Annotated in this window: 21 protein-coding genes; 11 read left to right on the forward strand and 10 right to left on the reverse strand. The window is 60.0% G+C overall.

The window, feature by feature from the left end:
* Positions 1-15: 15 nt before the first annotated feature.
* The 6 genes from IMX17_RS07525 to IMX17_RS07550 all read right to left on the reverse strand — a co-directional run bounded on the left by IMX17_RS07525 (position 16) and on the right by IMX17_RS07550 (position 7,672).
* Complete coding sequence (locus IMX17_RS07525; protein ID WP_116286382.1) at positions 16-1,149, reverse strand: ABC transporter substrate-binding protein; 1,134 nt, start codon at positions 1,147-1,149, stop codon at positions 16-18.
* Between the two features lie 150 nt (positions 1,150-1,299).
* Positions 1,300-2,583 carry an HAAAP family serine/threonine permease gene (locus IMX17_RS07530; protein ID WP_089191618.1) on the reverse strand — a complete coding sequence of 428 codons (1,284 nt, stop codon included), beginning with the start codon at positions 2,581-2,583 and terminating at the stop codon, positions 1,300-1,302.
* A gap of 256 nt (positions 2,584-2,839) precedes the next feature.
* On the reverse strand, positions 2,840-4,177 hold the full coding sequence (locus tag IMX17_RS07535) for a cytochrome c (protein ID WP_049239988.1): 1,338 nt from the start codon (positions 4,175-4,177) through the stop codon (positions 2,840-2,842).
* Between the two features lie 12 nt (positions 4,178-4,189).
* A complete protein-coding gene (locus tag IMX17_RS07540; protein WP_004931432.1) occupies positions 4,190-5,971 on the reverse strand; it encodes a GMC family oxidoreductase in 1,782 nt (593 codons plus the stop codon).
* A gap of 2 nt (positions 5,972-5,973) precedes the next feature.
* Positions 5,974-6,699 carry a gluconate 2-dehydrogenase subunit 3 family protein gene (locus tag IMX17_RS07545; protein ID WP_033652465.1) on the reverse strand — a complete coding sequence of 242 codons (726 nt, stop codon included), beginning with the start codon at positions 6,697-6,699 and terminating at the stop codon, positions 5,974-5,976.
* 307 nt (positions 6,700-7,006) lie between these two features.
* Entirely contained in the window at positions 7,007-7,672 is a 666-nt protein-coding gene (locus tag IMX17_RS07550) for a transglycosylase SLT domain-containing protein (protein WP_025159924.1), read from the reverse strand.
* 109 nt (positions 7,673-7,781) lie between these two features.
* On the opposite strand from IMX17_RS07550, the gene ghoS reads away from it, so the two are divergent.
* The 6 genes from ghoS to IMX17_RS07580 all read left to right on the forward strand — a co-directional run bounded on the left by ghoS (position 7,782) and on the right by IMX17_RS07580 (position 12,868).
* Positions 7,782-8,081, forward strand: a complete 300-nt coding sequence (gene ghoS / locus IMX17_RS07555) for a type V toxin-antitoxin system endoribonuclease antitoxin GhoS (RefSeq protein ID WP_033642868.1) — start codon at positions 7,782-7,784, stop codon at positions 8,079-8,081.
* A 131-nt stretch (positions 8,082-8,212) separates the two neighbouring features.
* Positions 8,213-9,157, forward strand: coding sequence for a metal ABC transporter substrate-binding protein (locus IMX17_RS07560; protein ID WP_227414473.1), 945 nt, complete (start codon positions 8,213-8,215; stop codon positions 9,155-9,157).
* Positions 9,154-10,044 carry a manganese/iron ABC transporter ATP-binding protein gene (locus IMX17_RS07565; RefSeq protein ID WP_046898520.1) on the forward strand — a complete coding sequence of 297 codons (891 nt, stop codon included), beginning with the start codon at positions 9,154-9,156 and terminating at the stop codon, positions 10,042-10,044. The genes IMX17_RS07560 and IMX17_RS07565 overlap by 4 nt, the downstream gene beginning before the upstream one ends.
* A complete protein-coding gene (yfeC, locus tag IMX17_RS07570; protein ID WP_182264576.1) occupies positions 10,044-10,904 on the forward strand; it encodes an iron/manganese ABC transporter permease subunit YfeC in 861 nt (286 codons plus the stop codon). The genes IMX17_RS07565 and yfeC overlap by 1 nt, the downstream gene beginning before the upstream one ends.
* Complete coding sequence (locus IMX17_RS07575; protein ID WP_182264577.1) at positions 10,904-11,758, forward strand: metal ABC transporter permease; 855 nt, start codon at positions 10,904-10,906, stop codon at positions 11,756-11,758. Before yfeC ends, IMX17_RS07575 begins: the two co-directional genes overlap by 1 nt.
* 240 nt (positions 11,759-11,998) lie before the next feature.
* Positions 11,999-12,868 (forward strand): fructosamine kinase family protein, encoded by an 870-nt coding sequence (locus tag IMX17_RS07580; RefSeq protein WP_046898523.1) that lies wholly within the window; start codon positions 11,999-12,001, stop codon positions 12,866-12,868.
* 35 nt (positions 12,869-12,903) lie between these two features.
* On the opposite strand, the gene IMX17_RS07585 is transcribed toward IMX17_RS07580, so the two are convergent.
* Positions 12,904-13,464 carry a YniB family protein gene (locus tag IMX17_RS07585; RefSeq protein WP_046898524.1) on the reverse strand — a complete coding sequence of 187 codons (561 nt, stop codon included), beginning with the start codon at positions 13,462-13,464 and terminating at the stop codon, positions 12,904-12,906.
* A gap of 185 nt (positions 13,465-13,649) precedes the next feature.
* Between IMX17_RS07585 and IMX17_RS07590 the strand changes: the two genes are divergently transcribed.
* The gene (locus tag IMX17_RS07590; RefSeq protein ID WP_046898525.1) at positions 13,650-14,930 is read left to right on the forward strand and encodes an HdeD family acid-resistance protein; all 1,281 of its coding nucleotides are present in this window, start codon (positions 13,650-13,652) and stop codon (positions 14,928-14,930) included.
* A 64-nt stretch (positions 14,931-14,994) separates the two neighbouring features.
* Positions 14,995-15,660 carry a hexitol phosphatase HxpB gene (hxpB, locus tag IMX17_RS07595; protein ID WP_046898526.1) on the forward strand — a complete coding sequence of 222 codons (666 nt, stop codon included), beginning with the start codon at positions 14,995-14,997 and terminating at the stop codon, positions 15,658-15,660.
* A gap of 157 nt (positions 15,661-15,817) precedes the next feature.
* Here the strand turns inward: hxpB and IMX17_RS07600 are convergent, their stop codons facing one another.
* Entirely contained in the window at positions 15,818-15,955 is a 138-nt protein-coding gene (locus IMX17_RS07600) for a hypothetical protein (RefSeq protein WP_193549567.1), read from the reverse strand.
* A gap of 126 nt (positions 15,956-16,081) precedes the next feature.
* Here IMX17_RS07600 and IMX17_RS07605 point away from each other — a divergent pair, with 126 nt between their 5' ends.
* Together IMX17_RS07605 and IMX17_RS07610 are read left to right on the forward strand one after the other, a co-directional pair.
* Positions 16,082-16,630, forward strand: coding sequence for a metal-dependent hydrolase (locus tag IMX17_RS07605; RefSeq protein ID WP_033642861.1), 549 nt, complete (start codon positions 16,082-16,084; stop codon positions 16,628-16,630).
* A 181-nt stretch (positions 16,631-16,811) separates the two neighbouring features.
* Positions 16,812-18,203 (forward strand): L-cystine transporter, encoded by a 1,392-nt coding sequence (locus IMX17_RS07610; RefSeq protein WP_182264578.1) that lies wholly within the window; start codon positions 16,812-16,814, stop codon positions 18,201-18,203.
* Positions 18,204-18,266: 63 nt separating this feature from the next.
* Here the strand turns inward: IMX17_RS07610 and phnX are convergent, their stop codons facing one another.
* Positions 18,267-19,076: a phosphonoacetaldehyde hydrolase gene (phnX, locus tag IMX17_RS07615; protein WP_182264579.1), complete on the reverse strand. Its 810-nt coding sequence runs from the start codon at positions 19,074-19,076 to the stop codon at positions 18,267-18,269.
* A gap of 9 nt (positions 19,077-19,085) precedes the next feature.
* On the reverse strand, positions 19,086-20,189 hold the full coding sequence (gene phnW, locus IMX17_RS07620; protein ID WP_182264580.1) for a 2-aminoethylphosphonate--pyruvate transaminase: 1,104 nt from the start codon (positions 20,187-20,189) through the stop codon (positions 19,086-19,088).
* A 152-nt stretch (positions 20,190-20,341) separates the two neighbouring features.
* Here phnW and phnR point away from each other — a divergent pair, with 152 nt between their 5' ends.
* Positions 20,342-21,061, forward strand: coding sequence for a phosphonate utilization transcriptional regulator PhnR (gene phnR, locus IMX17_RS07625; RefSeq protein ID WP_069100110.1), 720 nt, complete (start codon positions 20,342-20,344; stop codon positions 21,059-21,061).
* Positions 21,062-21,076 lie beyond the last annotated feature (15 nt).

The raw sequence follows: 21,076 nt of genomic DNA on the forward strand, positions 1-21,076 counted from the left end.
TCGCGCCCGTTGCCGTTATTTCCCCGCCGGCGCCTGCGCGCCCAAAATGCCCTTGCCTTCCGGCACTTCGGTAAAGCGACTGAGGATCTCGCTGTAGGTCTTGGCCGGATCCAAATCCGGGAACTGCGCCGGATAGATAAACTTCGCCAGATACTCCAGCCCGACGATGTTGTACGGGTGGTTGTAGAAGTTATGGTAGATGCCGTAGAACCGCCCTTCCTTCACCGCCGACACCTGCGAGAACCCTGGGCGCTGCTTCATGCGGTTGAAGGCCTCATCCACCTGCTGCTGCGTCACGCCATAGCCGAACGGCACCGCGGCATTGGTCTTGCTGGCCCACTGCGAGCCGGAAACGATATACGCATCCGGTTTCATGCTGATCACTTTTTCCAGCGCCACGTCGCCGGTCGCGCCCGGCAGCAGCGCAGAACCGATGTTGCGCGCGCCGACCGCCTCGACCAACGCGCCCCAGCCGACGTGCGCATGGGTGAAGCAGCAGGATTCCAGGCCATTCAGGCCGGCCTTGGCTTCGAAGAACACTAACGGTTTGGGTTCCACCGCCTGCGTTTTGGCCAGAATGGCCTGATAATGCTGCTGATAATAATCGGTATATTGCTTGGCTTCGCTTTCACGGTTGAGGGTTTCCCCCAACAGCGTCACGCTTTTCGGCGTGTTTTCCACCGGCTTGAGCATGGTATCGATAAACAACACCGGCACGTTCAGCGCCTTCAGCTTATCCAACACGCCGGTTTGGCTCAGCGAAGGCTTGGAGCGCAGCTGGGCGATCATCAGATCGGGGCGCTTGGCGATCACGCTCTCCAGATTCACTTCGCCTTTATCGCTGAATCCCATGTCGATGATGTTTTTCGCCGCCGGCCATTTGCTCTGCAAGATTTCCCAGGTCGCCGCGTCGCTTTTCTTCAGTAGGTTATTCCAAGCCACCAGCCGGCCGAACGGGTTAGCGCGATCGAGCAGCGCCAGCGTGAGAATGTCGCGCCCGTCCTGCACCACGATGCGTTTCGGCTCCTGCGGGAGGGTAACCGTCTGGCCGGAGGTGTCGGTCAGGGTCAACGGATAGGTAGTGGCCATCGCCGGAGAGGCGAGTAAGGCGGCGCAAACCAGCGCCGGCAAAGTGATTCGACGGTGCACGAAAGACTCCTTAGTCATGAATACATTCAGGAAATACTAATGAGAATCGCTTGCATTATCAAAGATAACGCCCGGCATGCCGGCGATTAATTGCAAAGGGATGTGTAAAGGAAGGATAAAAGGCGCGCCGGAGGCGGCGCGCCCAGGGGATCACATCAGGCCGTAGATCAACGCCGAGAGCGCGATCAGCCCCATCACCAGCACGAAGACGTTGCTCGCCGCGCGATATTGGCGCATGGCCGGCACCGCACGCACAGCGTACATCGGCAGGATGAACAGGATCGCCGCAATCAGCGGGCCGCTGATGGTTTCGATGATATGCAGCGCGCTGGGGTTCCACACCGTCGCCGCCCAGGTGAGCAGGAACAGCGACACCGCCGAGATGCGGTGCGTCATGCGCGAGCTGAGCGGCTTGCCGACCGCGCGCGTGACGCCGTCGATCAGGCTGGTCGCCCCTTCAGTCACCCCCAGCGAGGTGCCGAGATAGGATTTGGCCATCGCCAGCATCGCCATCACCGGGCCAAGGTAGGCGATCAGCGGGTTGGAGAACTTGTTGGCCAGCGTGGTCAGCACCGTGATGTTCTGCTCTTTCGCCTGCAGCATGTCTTCATGAGACAGGCTCAGCACGCAGCTGAACACGAAGAACAGCACGGTAACGCAGATCAGCACATAGCTGTAGCGCATGATGCGCGCACAGCGGCGTTCCGCCTTGTCGCCGTACAGGCTCTTCTGGGTCGAGGCGAAGGAAGAGATGATCGGCGCATGGCTGAAGGAAAACACCATCACCGGCACGGCCAGCCACAGCGAATGCCACAACCCCGGCGTGTCGAAGCGGGTGGCGGCCAGGCCATGCACGAAGTTGGCAGTATTCCAGCTCGGCATCAGATAGAGCGAAATGCCCATCAGGAACACCAGCAGTGGGAACACCAGCATGCCCATCGCCGCTACGATACTGTCTTTGCCGCGCAGCAGCACCAGATTGAGCACCACCACCACGGCCAGGCTCAGCCAGAGGCGAGGCAGCGGCGCCACATGAAACTGATGGATCAGGAAGCTGTCCAGCGCGTTGGTGATCGAAATGCTGTACACCAGCACGATCGGGAAGAACGCCATCAGATACAGCACCATGATGATTTTGCCGGCCAGCACGCCGAAGTGTTCCACCACCACATCGTGAATGTTGCCGTCGCGGCTGGAGCCGGAAAGCACGAAGCGGCTGAGCGCACGGTGCGGCAAATAGGTCAGCGGGAAAGCGAACAGCGCCATCAACAGCAGCACCAGCGGGCCGTTCAGGCCGGCGTTGATCGGCAAGAACAACGTACCGGCGCCCACCGCAGTCGCATAGAGACCGAACATCCAGACGGTGTCGGTTTTGTTCCATTTGGCAGTCTGAGCGGCCGTCAGCGTGCCTGAATCGGGAGAAATCGTACTCATGAGACAGTCTACCTTAATCTGCGGCGACAACGATTGCGCCTAACGGGATATCCTTCTCCGCGAGTTTTTTAATAATAATCAGTGAATTAAAGCGATATTTCATACTTACGCCTGATGAAAGGACGGCAAAGGATAATGAAAAATCCGCTGCGGGTCTATGTTTTATCGGCTGAACGGACGATTTGCGAACACAATCTGCTGAAAAAGCAGGCGGAAGCAGAAAAACTAAGGGCCCCTTGCGGAGCCCTTAAACGGTTTACTTCTTCGCGTCCGGATGGTCCGGCACCTCGGCGCTGCCCATCTCCTTCTCATCGCGGATCATCGAGCGGTCTTTGCGCACGTCGGCCACGTCGGAGGCGCTCACCGGTTTGGCGCTGTTGCCCCAGCTGGAGCGGATGAAGTTCACCACGTCCGCCACCTGCTGATCGTTCAAACGCCAGCCAAACGGCGGCATGGTGATGTTGGACACCGCGCCCTGCACCGCCGGCGTGGTGTTGCCGGTCAGCACGATATGGATCAGCGAGGTCGCGTCCTCGGTCTGCACCACCGGATTGCCCTTCAGCGACGGGAAGGCGCGCTTGTAGCCCACGCCGTCGGTGCGGTGGCAGGCCGCGCAGTTATCGACATACAGCGCCGCGCCGGGCTTGCTGTCATTCCCGCGCCACAGATCCTTGGCCACGCTGTCTTCGACCGGCGCCGCCTGCTGCTTGCCGTCTTTCGGCGGCAGCGATTTCAGGTAGCGCGCGATGGCGGTCAGATCGTCGTCGCTCAGGTATTGCAGGCTGTGCTCCACCACGTCGCTCATGCCGCCGAACACGATGGCTTTGTCGTTACGGCCGGTTTTCAGGAACTCGGTCAGCTCGGCTTCGCTCCAGCTGCCCAGGCCGTCCTTGCGCTCGCCACGCAGGCTGGAAGCCACCCACCCGTCGATCGGCGCGTTGCTGCCGGACAGGTAGTCGTCGCTTTCGCTGTTGCTCAACGCTTTCTCCTGCATGGTGATGCTGCGCGGGGTATGGCAGGCGCCGCAGTGGCCCAGGCCCTCCACCAGGTAGCGGCCGCGCTCAATCACCGGATCGGCCTTGGCGTCGGCGACAAAATCCGCCGGCGACGGCGCAAACATGCCGCGCCAGATGCTCAGCGGCCAGCGCATCGACAGCGGCCACGGGATGTCGGAGTCCTTGTTGGCCTGCTCCACCGGCTGCACGCCGTGCATGAAATAGGCATACATGGCGCGCATGTCGTCCTCTTTCACCAGCGCGAACGACGGGTACGGCATCGCCGGGTACAGGGTGCTGCCGTTTTTGGCTACGCCCTTACGCACCGCGTTGTCGAAATCCTCGAAGCTGTAATCGCCGATGCCGGTTTTCTTGTCCGGCGTAATGTTGGTCGAGTAGATGGTGCCGATCGGCGTCTCCATCGCCAAGCCGCCGGCGAAGGTCTTGCCGTTCTTGCCATCGGTATGACAGGCCACGCAGTCACCGGCTCGCGCCAGGTACTCGCCACGCTTGATCAGCTCGCTGCTGACGGTGGCGTCCTGCGCCCAAACGGAGAAACTCACTGCACTGAGAACCAGTGCCGGTACAAATGCTTTCATCGTTCGCCGTCCTTATGCCTGCACCAATGGGCCTGGGTTTTTCAGATACTGCTCGCGAATGGCGCGGGCAGACCAGTAAGCCAGCGCCGCCACGGTGCCGGTCGGGTTGTAGCCCAGCCCTTGCGGGAAGGCCGATGCGCCGATCGAAAACACGTTGTGCACGTCCCAGCTCTGCAGATAGCGGTTGACCGCGCTGGTCTTCGGATCTTCCCCCATCACCGCGCCGCCGTTCATGTGGGTGGTCTGGTAGCTGGTGGTATCGAAGTGGCTGTTGGCGTTTTTCGGGCTGCCGGCGATCAGTTTCGGGTTCATCGCCTTGGCGATCGGCGCCATCTTGTCGTACATGAACTGCGCCATCTTGATGTCGTTTTCCTGCCAGTCGAACGTCATGCGCAGCAGCGGCTGGCCGAACACGTTCTTGTAGTTGGGATCGAGATCCAGATAGTTGTTGCGGTACGACTGGTGCGCGCCGTGGGCGTCCATCGACACGTGGTGGGTGTAGGCATCCGCCACCGCCGCTTTCCACTTGCTGCCCCAGGCCGGGGTGCCCGGCGGGGTCGGCAGGCCGGAGATCGGCTTGGTGCCCGCCTGGTTGACCCAGAACGGCGAACCGCCGACGAAACCTTCTTTGGCGTGATCGAAGTTGTCGGCGTTGAAGTCATCCACGCCTACGCCGTTGCCGCCGGCACCGATGAACGGGTTGGTAAAGACGTCTTTATCAAAGAACGCCTTGATGGTGGTCATGTTCTGGTAGGCGAAGTTGCGCCCGACCACGCCTTCGCCGGTCACCGGATCGTAAGGCTTGCCGATGCCGGACAGCAGCATCAGGTGCACGTTGTGGAACTGGAACGCGCCCAGGATCACCAGGTCGGCCGGCTGTTCAATCTCACGGCCCTGCGCATCGACGTAGTTCACGCCGGTGGCGCGGGACTTGTCATCGGTCAGGTTGACCTTCAGCACGTTGGCGTTGGTGCGCAGCTCGAAGCGTTTCTCCATGCGCAGCGCCGGCAAGATGTTGACGTTCGGCGAAGCTTTGGAATACATGTAGCAGGCGTAGCCGCTGCAGAAACCGCAGAAGTTGCACGGGCCCATCTGCGCGCCGTACGGGTTGGTGTAAGAGTCCGAGGTGTTGGCGGACGGCAGGTTATAAGGGTGATAACCCACCTCCAGCGCCGCTTTCTCGAACAGCTGGGCGGAGTAGGTGTTTTTCTGCGCCGGCAGCGGGAAGTCGTCGGAGCGATCCGGCGCAAAGCGGTTGCCGCCCTTCTGCGCCACTTTCTGCCCTTTGATGGTCCAGGCGGTGCCGGAGGTGCCGAACACTTTCTCCGCTTTGTCGAAGAACGGTTCCAGCTCGTCGTAGGTCACGCCGAAGTCCTGGATGGTCATGTCCTTCGGAATGAAGTTTTTGCCGTAGCGCTCTTCATAGTGGCTGCGCATGCGCAGTTCGATCGGATCGACACGAAAATGCACGCCCGACCAGTGCAGGCCGGCGCCGCCGACGCCAGTGCCCGGCAGGAACGCCGCCAGCTGGCGGTAAGGCACCGCGGTCTGGCTGCTGTTGTGGCGAATGGTGACGGTGCTTTTCGACAGATCCTGGAACAGCTTGCGTCGAATGTTATAGGTCAGCTCGTCGATCACCTGCGGATAAGAACCGTCCGGATAGGTGTCGCGCATCGGGCCGCGTTCCAGCGCCACCACGTTGAGGCCGGCCTCGGTCAGCTCTTTGGCCATGATCGCGCCCACCCAGCCGAAGCCGACGATCACCGCGTCTACTTTTTTCATTACCGTTGCCATGGTTAGCCCCTCTCCCCACGAATCGAGACCGGCGGGAAGGGATAACGCTCCCCTCGCTCAACCCAGTCCATAAAATCGGCGCGCGCGCCCGGAAAATTAATCAGCTTCCAGCCAACCATGTCTTTGTTGCCGCCATGGATCGGATCGCTGAAGAAACCTTCACGGGTGTTTTGCAGCAGATAGGAGAAGAACAGTTTCGACGGCAGTTGCTGGAACTCCGCCTCGCCGGACTCGAACTTTTGCAGCAGGGCGTCTTGCTGCGCGCCATCCAGTTCGGCGAAGGGTTTGCCGGCGGTTTTCTTGCTGTAGGCGTCGGCGTCTGCGATGCCGAGGTTGTAGATTTGCTTGGGCACCAGCGGCAGCTGGTAGCCCATTTCCTTCGGCACATCGGGGTTGAACGGCCCCTGCATGTACCAGATGGAACCGGTGGCGTACGGCGTGTTCATCTGGCGATCGATAAACTCCGGCACGCCGGCTTCCAGCGCGCCAGGGCCGCGTTCGTCGGCCGGGATCAGGCGCGCGACGGCGGCCTTGATGAAGGCCCACTCTTCCGGGGTGAAAAAGGTCGGTTGGTAATCGTTCTGCGTTGAAGTGTTCGAGGCAGCGACCGCTGGTGCCGGGGCCGTCAGCGCGCCAACGCCGCTGCCACCAATTACCGCCGCAGGAATTAAGGTCATCGATTTCAACAAGAAATCGCGACGCGAATTGTTGGTTTTATGATTCGACATGTCACATTCCATCCAAAGATAGTCACAACTATTTAACCGCAACCTTGCGATCGATACGGGTTTTTAAAATAATTTGTTACTTATTTGTCTATTTATTGAAGGTCAGAATGCGAGCAAAAGCAAAAATGTTACCGGTAACTTATTGAATGAACGTAAAGATTTATCTGCTAACGTAAATTTAACTTTTTGTGCGGTTTTTCTGATAAGCGATGAGGAAATAACGAAAAATGCGAGGCGGGTCGCGCTCTGAAGCGACAACGGAAAGCAAATCGGCCGCGTTTTGCGGCCGATTCGACAGGATGAAGGGTTACTGCGACATCGCCTGATAAGCGGTGGTCACTTTCCATAAATAGCGCGGCGCCTGCGGTGCCGGGTGCTTTTTCTGGATGTGCTGATAAAACTCATCCGGACTCATCTGATTGATGCGATTAACCGCCACGCGCTTGTCCGAGGAAAAAGTGCGCAACATGGCGCCCGCCCCGTTCACATACGAAACGATGGTGGCGTAACGCAAAGTCTGTGGGTTGTTGATCCCGGCTAGCTGCTGGCTTTGAAGAATATTGATATAGGCCGTTCCCAGATCAATATTGACCGCCGGATCCTTCAGCTCACGCGAGCTGGGTTGCCCGCTTCGTCCTTTCATGCGATAGGCGTCGCGGCCGGCGGTAGAAGCCTTCAGCTGCATCAATCCCACTGCGTTCGAGGTGCTGACCACGTTCGGGTTAAACCCGGACTCCACCTGAATAATCGCTTTAATCAGCGTTTCGTCGACGCCGTAGTTGCTGGCGGCCTGACGAATGTAATCGTTATAAACAACCGGCGTGCCTGTGCGGTTTACCGGTGCCTGCGGAGGGGGTTTTAACCAACCGCCGCGCGTTGTGCCACTGCCTGAAATATTGCTCGCCGTTTGCGGGTCTTTGGCGCACCCCGACAAAAGCAAAATTGCCGTAAGGCAACCTATTTTTGTTTTCACAGAATCCCTCACTCCTTTCAATGAGTTGCGTAGCATATACAACTTGTAAGGACACCTGCAGTAATTTTTTGGACTAATCTCAAGCTATCCATATACCAAGAGGTGATTTATGAGTCAATCTGCAACAAGCTGCTTTGTGGTGACTTTTCGCTATCAGGAAGCGGGACTGACCGACCTGGCCAAGCTGACCGGGCAATTGACCCGTGAAGGTTTTGTCACGTCGGTGACAGACGAAAATGGCGTTCATCATGAGCTCGGCAGCAACAGTTTTGCGTTCATAACCGTTCTGGATCAAGAGGATGTGCAGCGACTGGCGCAGGGGTTCGGGCAGTTGGCGTTAGGAAAACAGCCGGAGGTAGCGATCTGCACCTGTAAGGACTACCTTCAGCGGTTACATACTGATACATAAAATGCTATAACTCCCCGGACGGTATTATTTTTCAGTTGGAGAAATAGCCCCGCCGGCGGTGGGCAAGTGACGCTTGACTTCGCTTCAATTGATATTGATAATCATTTTCATTTGAACCAGGAGACGTCATCATGCCATTGATAACTTGCGCTTTTCGTCGCAGTCGCCCTCCCCGCGCTGCCGCACTGTTACGCCCCTTCACGCTCGCCTGTTTGCTGCTCGGCGCCGCTCTGGTCAGCCAAGCCGCGCTGGCGGAAAAAAAGCTGCGCGTGGTGACCACTTTCACCATCATTCAGGATATCGCCCAGAACGTGGCGGGTGACGCCGCCGTCGTGGAATCCATCACCAAGCCGGGCGCCGAGATCCACGATTACCAGCCCACCCCGCGCGATATCGTCAAAGCGCAGCACGCCGACCTGATCCTGTGGAACGGCATGAACCTGGAACGCTGGTTCCAGCGCTTCTTCGAGAACATCAAGCAGGTGCCGGCGGCGGTCGTGACCGAAGGCATCACCCCGCTGCCGATCCGTGAAGGGCCCTATAACGGCAACCCGAACCCGCATGCCTGGATGTCACCGAGCAACGCGCTGGTCTATATCGAAAACATCCGCAAAGCGCTGGTGGCGCACGATCCGGCCAATGCGGAAACCTACAACCGCAACGCCAAAGCCTACGCAGAGAAAATCGGCGCGCTGGACGCTCCGCTGCGCGAACGCCTGGCGCGCATTCCGGCCGCGCAGCGTTGGCTGGTGACCAGTGAAGGCGCCTTCAGCTACCTGGCGCAGGACTATCAGCTGAAAGAAGTCTATCTGTGGCCGATCAACGCCGATGAGCAAGGCTCGCCGCAACAGGTCCGCCGGGTGATCGACGCGGTGCGCGCCCACCATATTCCGGTGGTGTTCAGCGAGAGCACCATTTCCGACAAGCCGGCCAGGCAGGTGGCGAAAGAGACCGGCGCCAAATACGGCGGCGTGTTGTACGTGGACTCGCTGTCCACCCGCGATGGCCCGGTGCCGACCTATATCGATCTGCTTAACACCACCGTGCAAACCATCGCCAAAGGATTCGATCAATGACCCATGAGCTGTTTGTCCGCCCTGAATTGAATGTGGACAACGTCACTGTGACCTACAACAACGGGCACACCGCCATTCATAACGCCAGTTTTACCCTGAGCGGCGGTTCTATCTGTGCGCTGGTGGGCGTCAACGGCAGCGGTAAATCGACGCTGTTCAAAAGCATCATGGGGCTGGTCAAGCCCACCAGCGGCCGGGTGTCGCTGAGCGACAAACCAGTGGCGGACGCGCTGAAAAAGAACCTGATCGCCTACGTGCCACAAACCGAAGACGTCGACTGGAACTTCCCGGTGCTGGTGGAAGACGTGGTGATGATGGGCCGCTACGGCAAGATGAATTTCCTGCGCATTCCGTCGCGCGAGGATCGCTTGCGGGTCGACAAGGCGCTGGAGCGCGTCGGCCTCAGCGAGCTGCGCGGCCGGCAGATCGGCGAACTCTCCGGCGGTCAGAAAAAGCGCGTGTTTCTGGCGCGCGCCCTGGCGCAACAGGGCACGGTGCTGCTGCTGGATGAGCCTTTCACCGGCGTGGATGTGAAAACCGAGAATGCCATTATCGATCTGCTGCGCTCGCTGCGCGACGAGGGGCATCTGATCCTGGTTTCCACCCATAACCTCGGCAGCGTGCCGGAGTTCTGCGATCGGGTGATCCTCATCAACCGCACGGTGTTGGCCGCCGGCCCGACCGAAACCACCTTCACCCAGAGCAATCTGGAGCTGGCATTCGGCGGCGTGCTGCGCCATATCAACCTCTCCGGCCCGGATCTGCACGACGACAACGATCCGCGCACCGTCACGGTGTTGACCGACGATGAACGCCCGGCGGTGTTCTATGGCCACACCAAGAGCGATCCGCCTGCCAACAGTCAGGCCAGGGAGAAACAATCCTGATGCTGGACCTTCTGCTGCAACCTTTCAGTTATAACTACATGGTGAAGGCCATCTGGGTCAGCGCCATCGTCGGCGCCGCCTGCGCGTTTCTGTCCGCCTACCTGATGCTGAAAGGGTGGTCGCTGATGGGCGATGCGCTGTCGCACTCGGTGGTGCCCGGCGTGGCCGGCGCCTATGCCCTCGGCCTTCCCTACGCCGCCGGCGCCTTCTTCACCGGCATGCTGGCGGCGCTGGCGATGACGCTGGTGCGCCACATCACCCGGCTGCGCGAAGACGCCATCATCGGCTTTATCTTCTCCACCTTCTTCGCCGTCGGCCTGCTGATCGTGTCGCTCAACCCCACCTCGGTCAACGTACAGTCGATCATCTTCGGCAATATCCTCGGCATCGCCGACGAAGACGTGCTGCAGGTGGAAATCATCATCGGCGTTTCGCTGCTGATCCTGTGCCTGGTGTGGAAAGATCTGCTGGCGGTGTTTTTTGACGAAAGCCACGCGGTGTCGATCGGCCTGTCGCCGCTGAAGCTGAAGATCCTGTTCTTCACCCTGCTCAGCGCCTGCACCGTCGCCGCGCTGCAAACCGTCGGCGCCATTTTGGTGATCGCCATGGTAATCACGCCGGGCGCCACCGCCTATCTGCTGACCGACCGCTTCAGCCGGCTGGTGATCATCGCCATCATCATCGGCGCATTGACCAGCGGCATCGGCGCCTACCTGAGTTTCTTCCTCGACGGCGCCACCGGCGGGGTGATCGTCACCCTGCAAACACTGGTGTTCCTGGCGGCGTTCTTCTTCGCGCCGAAACACGGCCTGCTGGCGGCAAAACGTCGCGTAGCACAGTCACCAACCGGAGGCCGCTGATGGACACGCTCTACCAACTGCTCAGCGAACCCTTCGCCTACCCGTTCATGCAGCGGGCGATCGTCGCCGCCATCGTCACCGGCGTGGTATGCGCCGTGCTCTCCTGCTATCTGGTGCTCAAGGGCTGGTCGCTGATGGGTGACGCCATCTCGCACGCCGTCTTGCCCGGCATCGTAGTGGCGTTCGTCATCGGCATTCCGCTGGCGATCGGCGCCTTCCTCTCCGGCATCTTCTGCGCGGTGGCCACCGGCTACCTGAAAGAGAACAGCCGGGTGAAAGAAGACACGGTGATGGGCATCGTTTTCTCCGGCATGTTCGCCTTCGGCCTGGTGCTGTTCTCGCGCATCGACACCGACCAGCACCTGAGCCACATTCTGTTCGGCAACATGCTGGGCATCACCGACGGCGAGCTGAAGCAAACCCTGCTGATCGCCGGCCTCACCCTGGCGGTGGTGTTGCTTAAACGCAAAGACTTCATGCTCTACTGTTTCGATCCGCACCATGCGCGGGTGATTGGCCTGCCGGTCAAGCTGCTGCACTACGGGCTGCTGTGCCTGCTGGCGATGACCATCGTCGCCTCGCTGCAGGCCGTGGGGGTGATCCTGGTGATCGCCATGCTGATCGCCCCCGGCATCATCGCCTTTATGCTGTGCCGCCGCTTCGATCGCATGCTGATGGTGGCGACGGTGGTGTCGGTGTTCTCTTGCGTGCTCGGCACCCTGATCAGTTTCCACATCGACGGCGCAACCGGGCCCTGCATCGTCATTGTGCAGGCCGTGCTGTTCGTTATCGCCTTGCTGTACAGTAAACTGCGTCCGTTACAGCGTAACCAAACCGCCCTGAGCGACAGTTAAACGCCCTCCTCTGATGCGGCGGCGCTCTCCGCCGCATCCTGTTTCCTCCGCCCGCTTATCCGTTGTCATCAAGTTGCAACCGGTATTGCGCTTAAATTAATCAATAAGGTATATACTGTGAGCTGGCGGGATGCTGAAAAAATCGCCGCCTTTGACGCCGGCTGTGCGCCGCGTCGTGTTTTCACCGCAGGAAAGACGCTAACCTAATGAATTATCAGGCAGCACAGAGGGGGAAATACCATGTGGCAAGCCGTTAGCCGTCTGTTAAGTGAACATCTTGGCAGCGCAGAGATACGCGAAAGGATTGAACTGCCCGGGGGCGACATTCACCCGGCGTGGCGCGTGAGTTACGGTGACAGCGAGGTGTTCGTGAAATGCGACGCCCGTGAACAACTGCCGATATTCACCGCCGAGGCCGATCAGCTGGCGCTGCTGGCGCGCAGCAAAAGCGTGCGGGTGCCGGAAGTGTACGGCGTCGGCAGCGATCGCGACTACAGCTTCCTGCTGCTGGAGTATCAGCAGTTGAAACCCCTCGACGCCCATGGCGCCTATTGCCTGGGGCAACAACTGGCGCATCTGCACCAGTGGAGCGAGCAACCGCAGTTCGGTCTCGACTTCGACAGCGATCTGACCACCACCCCGCAACCCAACGCCTGGCAACGCCGCTGGTCGGAATTCTTCGCCGAGCAGCGCATCGGCTGGCAGCTGCAGCTGGCGGCGGAAAAAGGCATGACCTTCGGCGACATCGACGACATCGTCGATCGGGTGTATCTGCGCTTGCAGCACCACCAGCCACAGCCTTCCCTGCTGCACGGCAACCTGTGGCCGGGCAACTGCGCGATGACCGCCAACGGGCCGATACTGTTCGATCCGGCCAGCTACTGGGGCGACAGAGAGTGCGATTTGGCGATGCTGCCGCTGTATCCGGAGCTGCCGCCGCAGATCTACGACGGCTATCAGAGCGTGTGGCCGCTGGGGGCCGGATTTATCGAACGCCAGCCGCTGTATCAGCTGTACTACCTGCTCAACCGCAGCAATCTGTTCGGCGGCCAGCATTTGGTGGCTGCCCAACGCGCGGTGGAGGCGCTGTTGCAACCCGAAGCGTCATAACGTTCCGGGGCGCCGAGCGGCGCCCCGTTCAGGGTTCAGGCCGCGCCGGCCAACTGCCCCAACAGGCGGATCACGAACCAGGCGATCACCGCAATCACGATCGGCAGGATATACAGCGGGAAGTACTGCAGGAAGATGGTGTGGTGCGGCAGCGTAATGCGCTCCTCAAGCTGTTGGCGCGTGTGCCCTTCGCTGCCCTTGGCCTGCTCCAGGATCATCTGGTCTTCCAACCCTTCGCGGATGAACTTGACCTGACGCGACATGCGCGCGCCGGAAGCCTGCAGCGCCAGCCCGACGAAGATCAATATATAGATGATGATGAACATCAGATTGGCGCCGCTCAACAGGCTTTTATCCACGTCGGGCACCGGTGAGTTGTACCAGAAAAGGTTCAGGAACGGCGTGTTGAAACGCACCATGTCCACCATCACGTGAACGAAATCCAGCATCACCGCGTTGATGCCCTTGGTTTTTTCACTGTGCTGATAGATAAAACCCAGCACGGAAATCAGCGTCGACAGCAACGCCGGGATAAAAACCACCCATCCGAGAATGCGTTTCAAAATGGCGAGACGCCCGGCCTGTTGATACGTCATGTGTTCCCCTTGTTAGCGACGTAACCGAATCGGCTAAGTCTACCTGCTGTTGGCGAAACTCGCCCACCGTTTTCTTCACTCCCGCTGTGCTACAAGCTTAGCCGAATTAGTCGAAATCAAAAACTTAACCGCGCCGGCACACTATCATTGAAGAGATAACGTTATCCATTCGGGCAGAGGCCGCCATGATTCGACTGATTATCTTATTGCTGGGCGCGCAGGCGCTGCACGGTCAGCGCCGTCTGCTGGTGCTGTTCGGTTGGCTGTGGATAGCCGCAGGGGCGCTGATGCTGTTCGACATCCTGCAGGATGGCCGGTCGGTGCTGGCGCTGGATGCGCTGGCGGTCATCCTGGCGCTGGAGGGGTTGGTGGCGGTATCCGCCGCGCTGGTGATCGGCTCTTCGGCCAGCAGGCCAGTGCTGCTGAAAGGATTGGGTTTTGTCTTTATGGCCTTTTTAATGCTGGACGTGCCTGCAGACGATAACATCGTCGCTACCGTGGTGTTTGGCAGCGCGCTGCTGCTTGACGGCGCCGTGCGCATCGCCTCCTCCACGGTGATTCAACACAGTCGATGGAAAGGCGTGGCGCTGGCGGGCGGCGGCGAGATCCTGCTTTCGTTGATGATTTTTGTCGGCTGGCCGGCGCCGCATCGGATGACGGTGCCCTTTTGCCTCGGCGTGATGATGGTGCTTTCCGGCTGGGCCTTATTGCGTATCGCCCGGAGACTGGCAAGCTTCTCTCTGAATCAGCACCCCGCGCGGCAGCCGCCGCAGGCGGCGGATGAGACTGCGCCGCTCACGGTGTATGTCTGGACACCGATTGGTGCGGCTAAAGATCCGCGCCGGCGTTACATCGTCGACCGATACATCGCGGCGGTCGACGGCGGCGGCAATATCTCCACCGGTCACGCCGCCCTGGCGCTCGCGCCGGATGTGTATATCAGTCACTACCCGCTCAACGACATCAGCCATTCCGTTCAGGATTTCCGCCAGTTGTTGCATGCCGGCGAACAGAACAACGTCGACGGGCGTTTCCTGCCCGATCTGGCGGGCGAGATCGCCGCCTGGTGCCCACCGGACAAGAAAATTCAATTCTACCGCTATAACCCGGCGGCGCTGCGCGCATTCTGGCTGCGTTATCGGCAGGACGCCACCTACAATCTGACCCGGCGCAACTGCTCCACCACGGTCATCGGCGCGCTCGACAGCGCGTTGGAAGGCGTGCTGGGCGATAAACATCTGTGGCGCCGTTTTCTGCTGCTGGTGCTCGATCCCAACCTGTGGATGCTGGCGGTACTGCGCAGCCGCGGTGAAAGCATGACCTGGACGCCGGGGTTGGTGCTGGACTATGCGCGCATGTTGCAACAGGTCACCGAGCGTCAACACCAGCGCTGGTGGCTAAAATTGCGCGAGGTGTGGAATATCCTGCGTTTTGGCAAAAGCCAAACGCGCAGGCAAAGGTTTTAGTCTCGTCACCGGCGATGATAAAGTGTCGGGCACATTCACCCGCGCCGGTAGGAGTTAACCGTTAATGGCTTATTCGCAACGCATTGAAACCGCAATTTTTGATATGGACGGCTTGTTGATCGACTCGGAACCGCTGTGGCTGCAGGCTGAGTTGGATATCTTCGGCGCGCTGGGTTTGGATCTGTCCGACCGTCACAAGCTGCCGGACACGCTGGGGCTGCGCATCGATCTGGTGGTGAAGATGTGGTATCAGGCGATGCCGTGGCAAGGGGTTTCACTTGATGAGGTGTCGGCGCGGATTATCGAGCGCGCCATCGAGCTGGTGCACGAGACGCGCCCGCTGCTGCCGGGCGTTCAGCAGGCGCTGGAGCTGTGTCGCAGCCAGGGGCTGAACATCGGTCTCGCCTCCGCCTCGCCGCTGCACATGCAACGGCAGGTGCTGAAGATGTTCGAGCTTGAAGGCTACTTTGATCAATTGGTTTCCGCCGAATACCTGCCGTACAGCAAGCCGCACCCGGAGGTCTACCTGATCGCCGCCGAACGCCTGGGCAGCGATCCGCTGCGCTGCATCACGCTGGAAGACTCGTTTAACGGCATGATCGCCACCAAGGCCGCACGCATGCGTTCCATCGTGATCCCGGCGGCCGAATACCGTCACGATCCGCGCTGGGCGCTGGCGGACCACAAGCTGGACACCCTGGAACAGCTCACCGCCGCCCACTTTGCCTGACCTGCGGCGCCGGCCATCGGCGCCCTGGGTTTGCCGCTCTGCGTCATAAAAGGGATCCGCACCGCAAAATAAACGAAACGCCGTTTCATTTTATTGAATTGGCATGACGTTCTCATTATGCTGCATGGCAGGGAAAGCGACGGCCCGCGGCGCGTTGTCACTGCCACGCAGCGCGATTCAAGGCCGCCGCTTCCTCCCGCCACACGCCGAGCAACCGTCCTTTTTTCTCACCGCCATACCCCCCCATCGCCCGCTTTTTGTTCTCGCCCGTCAAAATCGATGCTTTGTTACCCATTGCCGTAACAAGCCGTTGTAAAACAGGGAAAAATAAACAATTGGTTACAGGGTAACTGCTTCCACTACTGGGAATTTTCCCATATACTGGATAAATTAACAGTTTACCAGTCGGAATCGCAACAGCATGACCGCGGAAGGACACCTTATATTCTCTGTCGCTTGCGCGATCTTCGCCAAGAAGGCGGAAGTGACGCCAGAGCTGGCTACCGGCGACTGGTGGCACATCATACCCGCCGCGCTGCTGACCTCACTGCTGCCGGACATCGATCACCCCAAGTCGGTGCTGGGCCAGCGTCTGCGCTGGATCGCCATTCCCATCGCCCGCGCTTTCGGCCACCGCGGTTTCACCCACAGCCTACTGGCGATCGCCGGCGGCATGGCGCTGTTTCAGCTTGATGTGCCGCGCAGTTGGCCGATCCCGGCCGACGCGCTGCACGCCATGATCATCGGTTACTTCAGCCATCTGCTGGCCGACATGCTCACGCCCGCCGGCGTGCCGCTGCTGTGGCCGTGCCGCTGGCGTTTTCGCCTGCCGCTGCTCAACTCGCAAAAAGGCAATCAGTTGGAACGCGTGCTGTGCCTCTGCCTGGTGGCGTTTGCCATCTGCTGGCAAGGTGATTTCACCCTCCCGGTGCAATCCTACGTAGAGCAAATCAGAAATATCAGACTCTGATCACAAAAAGTCGCTCAATACATCACCCATGCGTATATAAAACGAACAAAATCACACAAAAAGCTATATTAAATTCCATTTGGATATAAGTGAGCCCCTCAGCAAACTGTTACGATATTTACATCGCGACATACGTGATGCGTAGTCGTTTTTATAAGAAAGATTATTGGAGACATTGGGGATGAATCTTCCGCTCGTGATTAACGTGCTGGTGTTTGTCGCGCTCCTTTTGCTGCTGGCGCAAACCCGCCACAAGCAATGGAGCCTGGCGAAAAAAGTGCTGGTCGGCCTGGTGGTCGGCGTGGTGTTCGGTCTGGGCCTGCAGCTGGTGTACGGCTCCGACAACCCGGTGCTGAAAGAATCCATCAGCTGGTTCAACATCGTCGGCAACGGCTATGTGCAACTGCTGCAAATGATCGTCATGCCGCTGGTGTTTGCCTCGATCCTGAGCGCGGTCGCCAAACTGCATAACGCCTCTTCTCTGGGTAAAATCAGCGTTCTGACAATCGGCACGCTGCTGTTCACCACGCTGATCTCGGCGCTGGTGGGCGTGCTGGTCACCAACCTGTTCGGCCTGACCGCCGAAGGCCTGGTGCAGGGGGCGCAGGAAAGCGCGCGCCTGACGGCCATCCAGACCAACTACGTGGGTAAACTGGCCGATCTGACCGTGCCGCAGATGGTGCTGTCGTTCATCCCGAAAAACCCGTTCGCCGATCTGACCGGCGCCAGCCCGACCTCGATCATCAGCGTGGTGATTTTCGCCACCTTCCTCGGCGTGGCGGCGCTGCAGCTGCTGAAAGACGACAAGCCGAAAGGCGAGCGCGTGCTGGTGGCTATCGACACCCTGCAGGCTTGGGTGATGAAGCTGGTGCGTCTGGTCATGAAGCTGACGCCGTACGGCGTGCTGGCGCTGATGACCAAAGTGGTCGCCGGTTCCAACATTCACGATATCGTCAAGCTCGGCAGCTTCGTGGTGGCCTCGTACATCGGCCTGGCCATCATGTTTGTGGTTCACGCTGTCCTGCTGGCCTTCACCGGCGTTAACCCGCTGAAGTTCTTCCGCAAGGTGTGGCCGGTGATCACCTTCGCGTTCACCAGCCGCTCGAGCGCCGCCAGCATTCCATTGAACGTGGAAGCGCAGACCCGTCGCCTGGGCGTGCCGGAATCCATCGCCAGCTTCTCGGCGTCGTTCGGTGCCACCATCGGCCAGAACGGCTGTGCGGGCCTCTACCCGGCGATGCTGGCGGTGATGGTTGCGCCGACCGTCGGCATCAACCCGCTGGATCCGGTGTGGATCGCCACTCTGGTCGGCATCGTCACCCTCAGCTCCGCCGGCGTGGCGGGCGTGGGCGGCGGCGCCACCTTCGCCGCGCTGATCGTGCTGCCGGCGATGGGCCTGCCGGTGACGCTGGTTGCGCTGCTGATCTCGGTCGAACCGCTGATCGACATGGGCCGTACCGCGCTGAACGTCAACGGTTCCATGGCGGCGGGCACCATCACCAGCCAACTGATGAAGCAAACCGACAAAGCCGTGATGGACAGCGAAGACGAAGTCGAATTGGCTCACCGTTAACGCCTTTCGCGAACGAAAAAACCGGGGATGATCCCCGGTTTTTTTATGCCCTGCGTTCGGTCGTTACGGCCGCTCGCCGTTCGCCAGCCGCCGGTTGATATCGGCGATCACACCCGGCAATTGCGCCAGCGTGTCTATCACATAGTGCGCGCCCGCCGCGTACAGCTTATCGGCGGCGGCCGTGCGACGGCGCTCGATCTCCCCTTGCGGCATTTGGCGATACTCCTGCCAGGTGGCGCCGAACTCGTTGCCGGACAGCGCCAGCCCGACGCTCCACATCCCGGCGTTCAGCCCTTCGGCAATGCCCGGCACCGCGTCATCCACCTTCACACAGTGCGCCACCGCATCAATGCCAAGCGCAATCACGTTTTGCAACGCCATCCACGGCCCCGGTCGCCCGCCGGCCGCGAGATCGTCGGTGGCGACCCAGTAATCCGGCGCGTAGCCGCGCTGCGCAGCGGCAGGCGCCAGCACTTCCATCACCGCGCGCGGATAACCTGAGCAGGAACCGATTTTAATCCCCAGCTCGCGCAAAGCGGCAATCACCTGCGGCACGCCCTCGATGGGATCGGCGAAGTCGACCACTTTGGCGATTTGCAGCGGCATAAACGCTTGATACAGCGCGTCGATATCCTGGTGATTCATCGAGCGGCCCAGCTTCTGCCGCCAGCGCGCGTCAACCGCCGGCAACTTGCCCAGCGCCTCGATGTGTTGCCATTTGCCGAGCCCCATCGGAATGCGCGCTTCCGCCAGGCTGATATCGATATCGAAAGTGCGTTTGAACGCCTCGACGAAAATCTGCGTCGGCGCAAAGGAGCCGAAGTCCACCGTGGTGCCGGCCCAGTCGAGGATTACGGCGTTGATCTGTTTCATGGTCAATCCTTATTGATTCCAGTACATCGCCTGCCCGACGGCCGCCAGCAAACGTTCGATATCCTGCGGAAAAATTTCGCCGATGTTACCGATGCGGAAGCAGTCGCTCTGCGACACTTTGCCGGGATAAATCACGAAGCCCTGCTGCTTCAGGCGCTGATAAAACTCGGCGAAGCGGTAAGTGTCGGCCTTCGGCGAATAGAACGCCGTGATGATCGGCGAATGCAGCGCATCCTCCAGCAGGGTCTCAAAGCCCAGTTCACGCATGCCCGCCACCAGCCGACGCTGATTGGCGTGATAGCGGTTGTGACGCGCGGCAATGCCGCCCTCTTGTTCCAGCTCTTTCAGCGCCTGCGCGAAGGCCAGCACGGTGTGAGTGGGCGACGTAAAGCGCCATTTGCCGGCCTGGTCTTCCATACAGCGCCACTGGGCATACAAATCCAGCGACAGCGAGCGCGAACGGCCGGCGCATTTCTCCAGTTCGCTGCGGCGGGCGATGACGAAAGCAAAGCCCGGCACGCCCTGAATGCATTTGTTGGCGGAGCTGATCAGAAAATCGATGCCCAGCGCGTCCACATCCAGCGGGATACCGCCGAAGCTGCTCATGGCGTCGACGATAAAGGTCTTGCCGTTGCGCGCCGCCAGACCGGCGACCTTCTGCAGCGGGTTGAGCATGCCGGTGGTGGTTTCACAGTGCACCATGGCGATATGGCTGATGCGCGCATCGCTTTTCAGCACCGCCTCCATCGCCGCCACGTCCGGTTCGTTCACCTCGCCGCAGTCGAACGCGTGGTGGTCGATATCCATCAGCCGCGCCATTTCGATCATCCGCGCCCCGTAGGCACCGTTGTTGACGATCAGCAGCTTGTCGTGCGGGCCGATGACCGTGCCCAGCACGCCCTCTACCGCAAAGCTGCCGCTGCCCTGCAGCAGCACCGAGGTATAGCCGGCGGACGGCGTCGCCAGCGCCACCAACCGTTGGCGAACGCGCTGCACCACCCCGAGGTTGTAATCTTCATCCCAGGTGCAGCTGTCATACAGCATCGCCTCTTTCACCGTTTTCGACGTGGTCAACGGGCCGGGGGTCAACAGCAGGTAGTTACGGTCGGACATGTTATTCACCTATTGGTCTATACCAGATTACGCTGATTGTGGCGGCAAATTCCTTCCCAGGTCAAACGGCAAAGCGCGGTGAAACAAAAAATTCATCTGGCTATGTATAATAAGCGGGCCGGAATGCCAGGCCGATGCCATAGCGAGATGAAATGAAAGAACATCCGGGCGATATGCCCCACTATCTGCAGATCAAGGATCAGCTTCAGGCGCGCATCACCCGCGGCGCGCTGCAGGCCGGCGACAAGCTGCCTTCGGAGCGCGAGCTGTGCGCCATCTTCTCCACCACCCGCGTCACCATCCGCGAGAGCCTGGCGCAGTTGGAAGCCACCGGCGCCATCTACCGCGCCGATCGTCGCGGCTGGTTCGTCACGCCGGAGCGGCTGTGGCTGGATCCGACGCAAAACACCAACTTCCACCGTCTCTGTCAGGAGCAAGGGCGCACGCCGCGCACCGCGCTGCTGTCCGGCGAAAAAACCACGGTGCCGCTCGACGTGATGCAGCCGCTGGCGCTCGAACCGTTCGATCAAGTGTATCTGCTGCGCCGGGTGCGCTATGCCGACGGCCGCGCCATCTGCTATTGCGAGAACCACTGCCTGCCGCAACGGGTGCCGGAACTGCTCAGCCACGATCTCAACGGCAGCCTGACCGAGGTTTATCAGCAGCATTACGATTTGATTTACAGCAACATGCACCTGTCGTTCTACCCGACCGCCCTGCCTTATCGCGCCGCCAACGCGCTGGGTGCCATGGTCGGCCTGCCCGCGCTGCTGTTGCGCCGCTTGAATTACGATCAGCACGGCCGCATCCTCGATTTCGATATCGAATACTGGCGCCACGACAGCCTGCGCATCGAAGTCGATACGCTTTAACCCCATGCCCAACGG

Source organism: Serratia sp. X3, from assembly GCF_014982455.1.
GTDB lineage: Bacteria > Pseudomonadota > Gammaproteobacteria > Enterobacterales > Enterobacteriaceae > Serratia > Serratia ureilytica.

What these genes read in the sequence shown, in the direction of transcription:
- IMX17_RS07530 (WP_089191618.1), bottom strand. Translation starts at nt 2,583, where the DNA reads ATGAGTACGATTTCTCCCGATTCAGGCACGCTGACGGCCGCTCAGACT.
- IMX17_RS07535 (WP_049239988.1), bottom strand. Translation starts at nt 4,177, where the DNA reads ATGAAAGCATTTGTACCGGCACTGGTTCTCAGTGCAGTGAGTTTCTCC.
- IMX17_RS07540 (WP_004931432.1), bottom strand. Translation starts at nt 5,971, where the DNA reads ATGGCAACGGTAATGAAAAAAGTAGACGCGGTGATCGTCGGCTTCGGC.
- IMX17_RS07545 (WP_033652465.1), bottom strand. Translation starts at nt 6,699, where the DNA reads ATGTCGAATCATAAAACCAACAATTCGCGTCGCGATTTCTTGTTGAAA.
- ghoS (WP_033642868.1), top strand. Translation starts at nt 7,782, where the DNA reads ATGAGTCAATCTGCAACAAGCTGCTTTGTGGTGACTTTTCGCTATCAG.
- IMX17_RS07560 (WP_227414473.1), top strand. Translation starts at nt 8,213, where the DNA reads ATGCCATTGATAACTTGCGCTTTTCGTCGCAGTCGCCCTCCCCGCGCT.
- IMX17_RS07565 (WP_046898520.1), top strand. Translation starts at nt 9,154, where the DNA reads ATGACCCATGAGCTGTTTGTCCGCCCTGAATTGAATGTGGACAACGTC.
- yfeC (WP_182264576.1), top strand. Translation starts at nt 10,044, where the DNA reads ATGCTGGACCTTCTGCTGCAACCTTTCAGTTATAACTACATGGTGAAG.
- IMX17_RS07575 (WP_182264577.1), top strand. Translation starts at nt 10,904, where the DNA reads ATGGACACGCTCTACCAACTGCTCAGCGAACCCTTCGCCTACCCGTTC.
- IMX17_RS07580 (WP_046898523.1), top strand. Translation starts at nt 11,999, where the DNA reads ATGTGGCAAGCCGTTAGCCGTCTGTTAAGTGAACATCTTGGCAGCGCA.
- IMX17_RS07585 (WP_046898524.1), bottom strand. Translation starts at nt 13,464, where the DNA reads ATGACGTATCAACAGGCCGGGCGTCTCGCCATTTTGAAACGCATTCTC.
- IMX17_RS07590 (WP_046898525.1), top strand. Translation starts at nt 13,650, where the DNA reads ATGATTCGACTGATTATCTTATTGCTGGGCGCGCAGGCGCTGCACGGT.
- hxpB (WP_046898526.1), top strand. Translation starts at nt 14,995, where the DNA reads ATGGCTTATTCGCAACGCATTGAAACCGCAATTTTTGATATGGACGGC.
- IMX17_RS07600 (WP_193549567.1), bottom strand. Translation starts at nt 15,955, where the DNA reads ATGGGTAACAAAGCATCGATTTTGACGGGCGAGAACAAAAAGCGGGCG.
- IMX17_RS07605 (WP_033642861.1), top strand. Translation starts at nt 16,082, where the DNA reads ATGACCGCGGAAGGACACCTTATATTCTCTGTCGCTTGCGCGATCTTC.
- IMX17_RS07610 (WP_182264578.1), top strand. Translation starts at nt 16,812, where the DNA reads ATGAATCTTCCGCTCGTGATTAACGTGCTGGTGTTTGTCGCGCTCCTT.
- phnX (WP_182264579.1), bottom strand. Translation starts at nt 19,076, where the DNA reads ATGAAACAGATCAACGCCGTAATCCTCGACTGGGCCGGCACCACGGTG.
- phnW (WP_182264580.1), bottom strand. Translation starts at nt 20,189, where the DNA reads ATGTCCGACCGTAACTACCTGCTGTTGACCCCCGGCCCGTTGACCACG.
- phnR (WP_069100110.1), top strand. Translation starts at nt 20,342, where the DNA reads ATGAAAGAACATCCGGGCGATATGCCCCACTATCTGCAGATCAAGGAT.